The following is a 12,012-nucleotide window of genomic DNA, read 5'->3' on the forward strand; positions in this document are numbered from 1 at the left end:
CCGTGGATGCTACCCCGCTCCGTTCGACGGGCCGGCGTACGGGCACCCGGGCCCGCGCCGGGGGCGGAGGGTGTCGGGTCGCCGGGGCGAAGGGGCACGGCTGGGGCCGTCAGCGCAGGCCTCCTGCCGAAGCGCCGTAGTACATTGTCATCCGATGGACGACTGCGATAATGTCGTCGTTCTGACGACTACCAGGGAGGTGCCCGTGACCGCCGCCGATCAGCCGTCCGCCGCGGGCGGTGCCGACGCCCACCGCCCGGCGTCCTTTCTCGCCGCCTCGGCGGCTCTTGCCGCGATGAACGAGGCGCTGCGCCAAGGCCGGCACCAGGGCCCCGACGCCTCCGGACCGGGCCCCGAGCAGGCGCTGGCCTCCCTGATGCTGCTGCGGGAGGTGCGCGAGCAGCTCGCAGGCTGGGAGACCGGCCTGATCGAAACCGCCCGCGACGCGGGCGCCAGCTGGGCGGACCTGGCCCGCCCCCTCGGCGTCGCCAGCCGGCAGGCCGCCGAACGCCGGTACCTGCGCGGTCGCCCGGGCGCCGTCGGCAGCACCGGGGAACAGCGGGTCACTGCCACCCGCCGGGCCCGGGCCACCGAACGGGCCACGGCCGCCTGGGCCCGCGCCAACGCCGCCGACCTGCGCCGCCTCGCCGGGCAGCTCACCGCACTCCCCCACCTCGGGCCCGAAGCACACCCGGCGCAGGCAGCCCTGCACGCCGCTCTCGGCTCCACCGACCCGGCCGGACTCATCGAGCCCCTGGCCTCCATGCGCCCCTACCTCGATGCCGGGCACACCGGTCTCGCCGAGTGCCTGGACGCCCTCGAAGCCCGGCGCGCGACGGCCGTCGCCGCCGACGACTGACCTCCGCCCGGGGCGGCGCGCCCCTGCGGGTGCAGTCCGGCCCGCCCCGAACCACGCCGATGCGGGACAACGGTCCGCCCCGGCCCGACTCCCGTCCGTACACCACGTTCCCACAGCAGGAGACTTACATGGCCACCAGTGTCGAGACGCGCGAATTCCAGGCAGAGACGCGCCAGTTGCTTCAACTGGTGATCCACTCGATCTACTCGAACAAGGACATCTTCCTGCGCGAGCTGATCTCGAACGCCTCCGACGCGCTGGACAAGCTGCGCCTGGAATCGCTGACCGACTCCGGCCTCTCCGACACCGACACCGCCGACCTCCACATCTCCTTGGAGGTCGACAAGGAGACCCGCACCCTGACCGTCCGTGACAACGGGATCGGCATGACCCGGGACGACCTCGTGGAGCTGATCGGCACGATCGCCAAGTCCGGCACCGCCGGCCTGCTGGAGAAGATCAAGGAGTCCAAGGACGGCGCCACGGCCGAGAGCCTGATCGGGCAGTTCGGCGTCGGCTTCTACTCCGCCTTCATGGTCGCCGACAAGGTCACCGTGGACACCCGGCGGGCCGGCACCGACTCCGGTACCCGCTGGGAGTCCGACGGTGAGGGCGCCTACACCCTCCAGCCCGCCGAAGACCTGCCCGTGGGCACCTCGGTCACCTTGCACCTCAAGCCCGCCGACAGCGAGGACGGGCTCGCCGACTACCTCTCCGAGTGGAAGATCCGCCAGATCGTCAAGCGGTACTCCGACTTCATCCGCTGGCCCATCCGGATGGCCGCAGAGCGCACGGACGCCGAAGGCGGGACCACCCGCGAGGTCGACACGCTCAACTCGATGAAGGCGCTGTGGGCCCGGCCGCGCGCCGAGGTGACGCAGGACGAGTACGACGAGTTCTACCAGCAGATCAGCCACGACTGGCTGGCCCCGGCCGAAACCATCCACATGCGCGCCGAGGGCACCTTCGAGTACGAGGCGCTGCTGTTCATCCCGGCCCAGGCGCCCTTCGACCTGTTCTCCCGCGAGAGCAAGCGCGGCGTGCAGCTGTACGTCAAGCGCGTGTTCATCATGGACGACTGCGAAGCACTCATGCCGGACTACCTGCGCTTCGTCAAGGGCGTCGTGGACGCCCACGACCTGTCGCTGAACGTGTCCCGTGAGATCCTCCAGCACGACCGCCAGATCCAGGGCGTGCGCCGGCGCCTGGTCAAGAAGGTGCTCGGCGCCCTCAAGGACATGCAGTCCAAGGACGCCGAGCGCTACGCGAAGGTGTGGGACCAGTTCGGCCGGGTCCTGAAGGAGGGCCTGGTCGAGGACCCGGACAACACCGAGGCCCTGCTGGGGCTGGTGTCCGTCGCCTCCACCCACGACCCGGAGAAGACGACCACGCTGCGCGAGTACGTGGAGCGCATGAAGGACGGCCAGGACGCCATCTACTACCTGACCGGCGAGACGCGCGCGATGGTGGAGAACTCCCCGCACATGGAGGCCTTCGCCGCCAAGGGGTACGAGGTGCTGATCCTCACCGACCCCGTCGACGAGGTGTGGGCGGACCGGGTCCCGGAGTTCGACGGCCACCGCCTGCAGTCCATCGCCAAGGGCCAGGTCGACCTCGACGGGTCCGCCGACGGCGACCAGGAGGACGACCCCGAAAAGGCCCGCCGCGAGGAGGACTTCGCCGCCCTGCTGGCATGGCTGAGCACCACCCTGTCCGAGCAGGTCAAGCAGGTCCGCCTGTCCTCGCGCCTGACGACCTCGGCTGCGTGCATCGTCGGCGAGTCCCACGACCTGACGCCGACCCTGGAGAAGATGTACCGGGCGATGGGCCAGCAGGTGCCCCCCGTCAAGCGGACCCTGGAACTCAACCCGGCACACCCGCTCGTCACCGCCCTGCGCACCGCACACGACGCGGGCGCCGACGATTCCGCGCTGGCGGAGATCGCCGAGCTGGTCTACGGCAGCGCGCTGCTCGCCGAGGGCGGTGAGCTGCCCGACCCGGCCCGCTTCACCCGGCTGCTGACCGACCGCCTCACGCGCACTCTGTAACCGGAACCTGCGGTGGGGGTCGGGGCCGACCCCCACCGCTCCGGGGTCCACCGGGCACCGGGACGAGCCGTCTGATCCCGGACCACGCATGCGGAGCTTCAGCGAAACCCCCTCGGAACGCCGAACGGCTTCGGCAGCACTCCCGCGAGGAGGCGCCTGGAACTGAGGCGCCTAAGGCTGCGGCCATCGGTCGTACAGCCCCTCCGGCAGTCGGTTCGGGGGGGCGCCTCTTCGGGTAACGGAGTGGTGGGGACGTGCCGGTCGAGTGACCGCGCCTTCCGGGCGGGCATGTTTCCGGCCTGTGCGGTGACACCTGTGGCTTCGTGTGCGACATGACGACGACTCCCCGCCGCCCCCGCCGAACCCGTCTGATCGCACTCTGCGTGGCCGCCATGGCCGCTCTGCCCCTGGCGAGCGCCTCCGCCACCGGTGTCTCTGCCGCCCCTGCCGTCACCCGGGCCCCGTCACCCCCGGCCGGTGACGGGGCGGAGGTGCTCCGCGACCGCACCGTCCCGCTCTCGCTCGACGCCTTCCGGATGCTGTGCACCGCGGCCCCGTTCGGCGCCCCGCGCGAATGGGCCTTCGACTTCTTCGACAACGTCCGCCTCACCGCCGTCGAGGACGGCATCGACGACGACGGCGGCACCCGCACCTGGTCCGGCCATGTCAAGGGGAGGCCGGACACCAGCGTCATCGTCTCCCTGCGCGGAGTCTGCTCCACCGACCGCACCCCACGCGGCACCACCCTCGTCGAGGTCGTCGCCGATCTCGGGACGCACGTCTACCACCTGCAGACCCTGCCCGGGCACCCCTTGCGCGCCCGCATCACCGAGGAGGACCCGGCCAAGCAGCCGCGCCACGCTCCCGACGAGCTGGCGGTGGCCCCGGCCGCACGCACTGCGCCCCGCACCTCCCTCACCGGGCGGGCCGCGGCCACCGCGCAGGAGCCGGCCGTCATCGACGTCATCGCCGGCTACACCCCCCTCGCCGTCCAGCGGGCGGGCAGCGAGCAGCAGGTCGTCAACACCGTCTACTGGGCCGAGCGGAAGATGAACGAGGCCCTCGCCGACAGCGGCGTCCCGGCCAGCATCGACATCATCGGTACCTACAACACCAACTACACCGGCAACAACACCTCCTCGCTGATGTGGAGCAAGCTGAGCAACCCGCAGGACTCCGAGCTGGGCACCGCCGCCGCCGATGCACGCCGCCGCTACGGCGTGGACCTGGTCACCGTCGTCAACAGCGTTCCTGGCCAGTCCTCCGGACAGGGCAGCCTGCCGGTGCGCGGCAACTTCGACGACAGCCTCGCCTTCTCCGTCGTCGACTACGACTCGCTCACCGGCTGGTACAACCTGGGCCACGAGATCGGCCACAACCTCGGCCTCTTCCACGACCGGCGCACCCTCTCCCAGCAGGTCCCCGACGGCAGCTGGGTCAACGCGCTCAACACCCCGTACGGGACCGGCTGGATCACCCCCGACGAGCAGCACACCGACCTCATGGCGTACGCCAGCTCCTGCCGCCGGCCCTGCCGCACGGAGAACGTGTACTCCGACCCGTCGCTGAGCATCTACGGCCAGCCCCTCGGCAACGAGAGCAACAACAACGCCAAGCTCGCCCGCCTCACCACACCCATCGTGGCCGGCTACCGGTCCCTCACCGTCCCCCGGACCCGCTACGCCCTCACGCTGGAGAGCTCCGACGGCGGCAGCATCCGCCCCGCCGTCTACGGCCCCTACAAGCCGGGCACGGTCGTCGCGGTCACCGCCACCCCGGCCCCCGGCCACCGCCTGGCTGCCTGGATCTACGACGGCCGCCAGTACGCACCGGCCGACCAGGTCAACGTGACCATGGACGCCGCCCACACCCTCAGGGCGGTCTTCATCGAGGCCTGAGACGCGGCGCGGGCCTGCGTCATCGTGTCGGAGCGGCCCGGGAGGGGTCCGGGCCGCTGGCGGGTGCCAGCGCCCGGGCCCCTCCCGGGCTCCGTCAGGACGGGTCGCCGTACTGGAGGCCGCGTCCGTTGGTGCCGACGTACACGCGGCCGAAGGTGTCGGGGTCGCCGGTGATGACGCCGACGCCGCCGATGCTGCCCCACTGGTGGGCGTCGTCGTTGACGCGGACCCAGGTGGCTCCCTTGTCGGTGGAGCGGAAGACGCCCGTGACGTCCTTGACGGTGCCGATCAGGTACAGGGCCTGGTAGGGCGCGCCGGGTGCGGCCTTGCCGAAGCCGAGGGCGGAGGCGGACTTCACCGTGGCGAGCGGGGTGAAGGTGCGGCCGCCGTCGGTGGAGTGCAGGAGCCCCTGCCCGCCGCCGGCGATCCACAGGTCCCCGGCGACTCCGGGGACCGCCTCGAGCCGCCCGTCGGCAGGCAGGTTGACGGCCCGGGCGGTGAAGGTCGCTCCGCCGTCGGTGCTGGCGTGGAGGGTGCCGCCGGACAGGGAGTAGAAGGTTCCGGCCGAGGCGCGGTCGGCGACGACCACGGCGCCGGCGCCCAGCCCGCGGACCTGCGACCAGGTCGTGCCCCGGTCGGTCGAGCGGTACGGCGCCTGCCCTGCCTGGGTCCAGACGAGGGTGGAGCCGTCGGCCGCGAGCGCTACCCGGCCGGTGTCGGCGCCGGCCACCGGTTCCGACCGGAAGCCCGTCCAGGTGCGGCCCCCGTCGGTGGAGTAGGCGCCGTCCTGCGCGCCGCCGCGGCCGACCCGCACCATGATCGAGGGCTTGGACTGGGCGAAGTCGACCGACGTGCTGTTGGTCATCATCGGGTTCTTCAGTCGCCCGGCGGGCACCTTGGTCAGTGAGCCGTGGCGGAACCCGCCGAGGTCGCCCATGGCGGTGACGACGTGCGCGCCGCCGGGCGGGGCGATCACGTCCAGCAGTGCGGTCTCCTCCAGCCCGCGCGCACCCACGGTCCAGTGGCTGGTGCCGCCGCTGTCGGTGGCGTCGGCGTCCTTGCTGCGCAGGATGCCGCTGCCGGTGCCGTACAGCACGTGCCCGGAGTCGAAGGGGTCGATGGCCAGGGCGGTCATCCAGTGCCCGGTGCCGGTTCCGACGTAGGGGGCGGCGGAGGCGTCGCGCACCGAGTGCTCGGCCAGTGCCTTCCAGGTCGCCGCGCCGTCGGTGGTCCGGTAGATCTCGTCCTCGGGCCACCAGCGGCCGAGGGTGGTGACCATCACCGTGGACGGCTTGCGCGGGTCGACGGCCAGACCGGAGAAGCCGTAGGCGCCCCGGGAGGGGGAGACGTCCTTCCACGCCCCGCCGGCCGGTGTGTGCTTCCACACCGAGCCCCCCGTCACGCCGTTGGGTCCGAGGGCGTCGGTGTACGTCAGGTAGAGCGAGCCGTCTCCGGAGAACACGCCGTGCTGCGGCAGCTGGCCGGTGGGCTGCCCGGGGACCTTCTGCCAGGTCCGGCCGCCGTCGGTGGAGCGGTGCAGGGGGGCGGACTTGTCCGCGACGCCGACGTACACCGTCTTGCTGCCGGCCGGGCCGTACGTGACGAAGGTGATGCCCGCGCCGCTCCCGGCTCCGTCCTTGACGGGGAACGAGGAGACCTGCTGCCAGGTCGCGCCGTAGTCGGTGCTGCGCCACAGGCCGTTCTTGCGGGTGCCCAGCAGCAGGGTGCCGTGGCGCGCGGGGTCGATCGCCAGCCGCTCGCCGGCTCCGCGGCCGTCCTCGTTGGCGCCGAGCTTGAACGGCAGGGGGGTGCGCTTGAAGGTGCGGCCCCGGTCGGTGGAGCGCAGGAGTGCGCCGTTGCCGGCCCAGTCGTTGGTGTAGGTGCCCGCCGCGAGGTAGAGCCGCCGGGGGTCGACGGGGTCGGTGGCCACCGCGTCGATGCCCAGGAGGTTCCAGTCCTTCTCGCCGACCCAGTCCGTCAGCGGTATCCACTGCCGGGCTCCGGTGTCCCAGCGGTAGGCGCCTCCCATGTCGGTGCGCGCGTACAGCAGGCCCTTCTCGCGGGCGTTGAACACCAGGCCGGTGACGTAGCCGCCGCCGACCACCTGCGCGTTGCGCCACACGTACGGTCCGGTGCCGGCCTGCGGGGTCTCGGCCGTCCTCACCAGCTTCCAGCGCTGGTTGGTGCTGCCGTGGCCCCGGTACTGGATCACTGCTGCGCCGTCGGCGGCGGAGCCGCCGGAGACGTCCAGGACCAGTCCGCTCCTGCGGGAGGTGAAGGAGACGGCGCCGGAGGCGTCCACCTCGTCGATGCGCCATTCCTGGGAGGCGGAGGGGCTGTCGGTCTGCTGCTCCGCGGGCGCTGCCTGGGCGGTGGAATCGTCGGCGATGCCGAGCACCTTGCCGCTGTTGCGGTTCACCAGCTCGTAGTGGCCGTCCCCGGCGGGCCGCAGTTTCCACTGCTGGTTGGCGCCGTTCTGATCGGTCCACTGCTGGACGCGGGTGCCGTCGGCGGTCGAGTAGCCGTTCACGTCGAGCGCCTTGCCGCTGTGTACGGAGACCAGACGGTAGTAGGCGTCGGGGTCGACCGTCGCGGCCTGCGAGTCGTCCTGGGTGAGCAGGAGGTACGGCACGACGGCGGCGGGCACGCCGAGCAGGAGGGCGGTGGCGCTCCGGCGGCGGCGGTGACGGCCGCGGCTCCGGCCGCGGGCGGGAGTAGGGGTGTTCATGAAGGTGTGCTCCTTGCGTTTCACCGTGGTTCAGGGCAGCTCAGCGCTGCAGGGTGAGGACGCCCGGCCGGTACGGCAGCCGGTCGTAGGGGCCGTCCGCGCGGGGGGACTTGCCCTGGTAGAGGAACTGCAGGTTGCAGGGGTCGACGGTCATGGTCTGGTCGGGGTTGCTGCGGACCAGGTCTCCGTGGCTGATGTCGTCGGTCCACACGGCGCCGCTGTTGGCGCTGCCCGCGAAGGGGTTGCCCTCGGTCGCGGCCTGGGGGGTCCACGAACCGCTCAGGCTGGTGGCGGTGAACGAGCGGAAGTAGCGCCGTTCGTTCGCTCCCCGGGCCTCGACGATCATGAGGTACTGGTTCTGGCCCTGGACCTTGTAGACCTGCGGTGCCTCGAACAGGTTCTTCGCCGTGTCGCTCATGACCGTCGTGTACGAGGAGCCGAAGCTGCCGGGGAAGTCCCCGATCGGCATGCTCGCCCGGTAGATCCTGCCGTTGTCGCCGGCGAAGAACAGGTACATGGTGCGGTCGTCGGCGATCAGGGTCTGGTCGATCGGTCCGGTGCCGGACTCGGTGCGGGGGATGCTGCCGGTGAACAGGGGCCGGGGCGCGGACCAGCCGTTGGGGTTGGTGGGGTCACTGGACGTGCGGTAGCTGAAGGGCGACGCACCCCACTGGTACGCCAGCACCCAGATCTTCTTGGGTGCGAAGTAGAACAGCGTGGGCGCCACCGCGTTCTGGCCCATCGCGGTCTGGCCGGCCGTCGCCATGTCCGGCCAGTTCGTGAAGGGACTGAACGCCATCGAGCCGTACGAGGTGCCCGACGCGCTCGACCCGTAGACCAGGTGCCTGCCGCCGTGCCGCACGTGGGTGAAGTCCTTCAGCGCGGCCCAGCCCTGGGACGGCTGTGCGAGGGGTCCCGTGGAACTCCACCGGTACGTGGACGGCAGGGCGCAGGGGCCGCCGCCCGTCCCGGAGGGGGCGGACCACTTCTGGTTGCCGACGGGCGCGCAGGCGTGCAGTTGGATGTGGGTGCCGTTCGCGGTGGCCGCGCCGACGGCGTCGAGGCACAGCCCGGACTGGACGCCGGTGATCGTGCCGTCGGTGTTGACGTTCCACTGCTGGTTGGCGCCGCCGTTGCAGTCCCAGACGATCACTGCGGTGCCGTTGGTGGTGCCCTTGCTCCGGGCGTCCAGGCACTTGTTGTCGTGGACCTTCAGCTGCTTGGCGGCGGTGTGGGTCCAGCGCTGGTTGCCCTGTCCGCTGCAGTCCCACAGCTGCGCCCGGGTGCCGTTCGCAGGGGCGGAGCCGGGGATGTCGATGCAGCGGCCGGAGGCCAGGCCCTTGATCTCCCCCGTGCCGTCGGCCGGCTTGGCCGGGGTGGTGCCGGAGCCGGACCGGAGGGCCTTCATGACGGCCGCGTACGCGGGCTTGGGCTCGCCCTTGCCGTCGAACAGCAGGGGGCTTTCGCCGCTGCGCCACGAGTCTCTGTCGCGGATGCCCCACACCGTGATGCCGGTGCACCGGGCCACGGACAGGCAGGCGCCGACCGTGTCCGCGTAGTGGGCGGGGGACGCCTGGGCGATGTCCAGCTCGGTGATCTGGACGTCGACGCCCAGGGACGCGAAGGCGGCCAGCGTGGTCCTGAAGCTCGCCGGCGGGCCGCTGGTCCCGAAGTGGCTCTGGAAGCCGACGCAGTCGATGGGCACGCCGCGGGCCTTGAAGTCCTTGACCATGCGGTGGACGCCCCGGGTCTTGGCGTCCGACCAGTTCTCGATGTTGTAGTCGTTGTAGCAGAGCTTGGCCGACGGGTCGGCGGCACGTGCGGTGCGGAACGCCTCCTCGATGAAGCCGTCGCCCAGCACCTTCTGGAAGACCGAGGTGCGCAGCCGGCCGCTGCCCCCGTCGGCGAACGCCTCGTTGACCACGTCCCAGGCGTAGATCTTGCCCTTGTAGTGGGCCATCTGGGTGGTGATGTGGTGGTTCATCACGCTGCGGAGGGTCGTGGCGTCGCGAATCGAGCCGACCCAGGAGGGGAGCTGCGAGTGCCAGACCGCGGTGTGGCCGCGCAGGCGCTGGCCGCGCGCCAGGGCACGGTCGACGATCCGGTCCGCGGGGCCGAAGTCGAAGCGGCCGCGGGACGGTTCGACCGTGTCCCACTTCATCTCGTTCTCCGGGGTGATCATGTTGAACTCCCGGTCCGCGAGCGCGGCGTACGTCGGGTCGCCGAGCCGGCCGGCGGCCACGGCCGTCCCGAAGTACCGTCCGGCGGGGGCCGCCTGGGTCCCGAGGGACGCGGCTCCGGCGGACCCGGGGAGGAGCGTGGCGGCGCCGGCCAGCAGGGCCGCGGCCGACAGTCCGGTCAGCCAGGTCCGGCGGCGCCGGCGGAGGCGGTGTACGCCCTTCATGCCTCACCTCGCGGGACGCGGTCGGTCGGGGGCGTGGTGTTCGCGGGATGTCGCTTCATGAGAGGTGCTTCCTTGAGGGATACGTCGTGGGAGGGGAACCCCCACGCCGCCACACACGGTGAGCGGGAGGAAGGGCGCCCCACGAAGTGGAGGCTTCCGGGGCCCGGGGCGCGTAACGAAAATCTCGCGCCACCCCGGCGGTCTCTCCCGGTGATGCATCCCACAGGGGAAAAGCGTTACGTCCTGTCGGCGGACCGGTGGTCCCCGCCGGCCATGCCTACGGAGCGTCCCTATCGGGCGTCGCGCACGATGAAGGACGCCTGGCCGGAGAAGGCCCGCGTGCCGTCGGAGCCGTCGAGCCAGATGCCGCCGTCCCGGTGGCGGAGGACCGATCCGGGGTAGTTGTGGGCGTGCAGGGTCACCGACTCCGCGACCGCCCCGGGACGCGGGCAGAAGGTGGCGTCCTGCCGGAACAGCTCGCTGCCGTCGTCGCTGCTCAGCCGGAGCCTCAGGTAGCTGTGGCGCAGGTAGCGGCCGTCGGCGGCACGGAAGGTGACACACCCCGCGTCGGCCAGCCCCCGGACCACCTCGAACGTGAACCGCTGCCGCGCCTGCGGGCCGTCGGCCTCGGACACCCGGCCGAGCGTCGCGAAGTCGCCGGCATACGCGAGGTACGACGCGGGTTCGTCGGCGGACTCCAGCGAGCGCGCACCCAGCGGGACCGTTCCTGCCACGGCGGACGGACTCGTCGGCTGCGGGCCGGCCGACGACTGGGTGCCCGACGGGTCCGGGGTGGGAGTGCTCGGCGCGGGGCTGCCGGCCGCGGGTCCGTCCGCTGTGGGTGCGCCGGCCGTGGGGGCGGCGACTGCGCCGGGGGCCCGGCGCTCCGGTTCCGACCAGGTCGCGTAGGTCGCGGTCCCTGCGATGAGCACCGCACCGGCAGCGAGGCCGATCAGCGGATGGGCGGTCACCACGTGGAGTTTTCCGGCCAGCACACCCGGCAGGCTGCCGCCGCCCGTCGCCGTGGCGGCGGCGACCGGCGCAGAGGCCAGCCCTGCGGCACCGGCGGCCGAGCCCGACAGCAGTCCCTTGGCGGCCAGCGCGGCGAGCAGTCCGCCCGGGACCGCCAGGGGCGCGAGGCTGAGGAGCAGCAGGTCGGCAGGGACCCGGTTGGCCGCCGTCCCCGTGCAGAGCGGGCAGTCGCGCGTGTGCCGCGCAATCCGCTTCCGCCACACCGACGTGTGCTGTCCGTCCCAGTCGGCGACGGTCTCCTCCAGCTGCGGACAGCGGGGCCGGGCCTCCAGTGCGGCGACGATCGTCCGGCTCAGGTCCAGTTGCTCGCGCATGCGTTGCAGGCGGACGCCGGTGTGGGCGACGGTGAGACCCGTCGCGGCTGCCATGTCCTCGCGACTGAGGAGTCCGGCGCTCTCCTGCCACCACAGGGACAGGAACACCCGGTGGTCCGGGTCGAGCCACCGCCCGGCTCGGGCGATCTGGCGGCGCTCGTCCGACACGTGCAGCCGCAGGATCGCGGCGTCCTCGGGTTCGGCGCCGGCGGCCGGTATCCGGAGTGCCTCGTCGAGGACCGCGGTCCGGTCGGCGACGGTGTGCTGCCGTTGCCAGTGGGCGTTCATCTGGCGGAGGGTGATCGACACCAGCCAGGAGCGGAAGCTCTCGGGGGAACGCAGGGCAGGCAGGTCGCGCACCGCGCGCAGGAGCGCTTCCTGGACGACGTCGTCGACGTCCGCGTGCCCGCTCAGCGCGCGCCGGACGATGTTGTAGACCAGCGGCAGGTAGGCGGCGACCAGCTCTTCGCGCGCCCGGGCATCACCGGCCTGCGCTGCGACGACCAGTCCAGCGTGATCCGCATCCATGAGCCCCGCCCCCACCGTCTTCGTCACGGCGTCAGACCCTAACCTCCGCCGCGGGGTGCCGCCAAAGCACCCGTTCCGGAACCGCGAGCGTGGGCACCGCGGGGGGGGATGGGTGTTTTTAAGGGCCGTGCAGGGGGGGGGCCGGTTCTCTCCCCCAGCAGCGGGGGGTAGGAGGAACGGGGGGAAGGTAGTACACCACTC

General features: G+C 72.1%; 6 protein-coding genes. 3 read left to right on the forward strand and 3 right to left on the reverse strand.

The genetic code is table 11. From position 1 onward, the window contains the following. The first annotated feature begins 205 nt into the window (after nt 1-205). The 3 genes from ACZ7JZ_RS34935 to ACZ7JZ_RS34945 all read left to right on the forward strand — a co-directional run bounded on the left by ACZ7JZ_RS34935 (nt 206) and on the right by ACZ7JZ_RS34945 (nt 4,805). On the forward strand, nt 206-859 hold the full coding sequence (locus tag ACZ7JZ_RS34935; RefSeq protein ID WP_470946897.1) for a type III effector protein: 654 nt from the start codon (nt 206-208) through the stop codon (nt 857-859). 128 nt (nt 860-987) lie between these two features. Further along, on the forward strand, nt 988-2,907 hold the full coding sequence (gene htpG / locus ACZ7JZ_RS34940; protein WP_470946898.1) for a molecular chaperone HtpG: 1,920 nt from the start codon (nt 988-990) through the stop codon (nt 2,905-2,907). 332 nt (nt 2,908-3,239) lie between these two features. Further along, nucleotides 3,240-4,805: an InlB B-repeat-containing protein gene (locus ACZ7JZ_RS34945; RefSeq protein ID WP_470946899.1), complete on the forward strand. Its 1,566-nt coding sequence runs from the start codon at nt 3,240-3,242 to the stop codon at nt 4,803-4,805. A 94-nt stretch (nt 4,806-4,899) separates the two neighbouring features. On the opposite strand, the gene ACZ7JZ_RS34950 is transcribed toward ACZ7JZ_RS34945, so the two are convergent. The 3 genes from ACZ7JZ_RS34950 to ACZ7JZ_RS34960 all read right to left on the reverse strand — a co-directional run bounded on the left by ACZ7JZ_RS34950 (nt 4,900) and on the right by ACZ7JZ_RS34960 (nt 11,838). Continuing rightward, on the reverse strand, nt 4,900-7,533 hold the full coding sequence (locus ACZ7JZ_RS34950; protein ID WP_470946900.1) for an RICIN domain-containing protein: 2,634 nt from the start codon (nt 7,531-7,533) through the stop codon (nt 4,900-4,902). Between the two features lie 40 nt (nt 7,534-7,573). Further along, nucleotides 7,574-9,937, reverse strand: a complete 2,364-nt coding sequence (locus tag ACZ7JZ_RS34955) for a non-reducing end alpha-L-arabinofuranosidase family hydrolase (RefSeq protein ID WP_470946903.1) — start codon at nt 9,935-9,937, stop codon at nt 7,574-7,576. A gap of 290 nt (nt 9,938-10,227) precedes the next feature. Next, complete coding sequence (locus ACZ7JZ_RS34960) at nt 10,228-11,838, reverse strand: sigma-70 family RNA polymerase sigma factor (RefSeq protein WP_470946906.1); 1,611 nt, start codon at nt 11,836-11,838, stop codon at nt 10,228-10,230. Between the last annotated feature and the right edge of the window lie 174 nt (nt 11,839-12,012).

This window comes from Streptomyces sp. NPDC038213, from assembly GCF_055600495.1.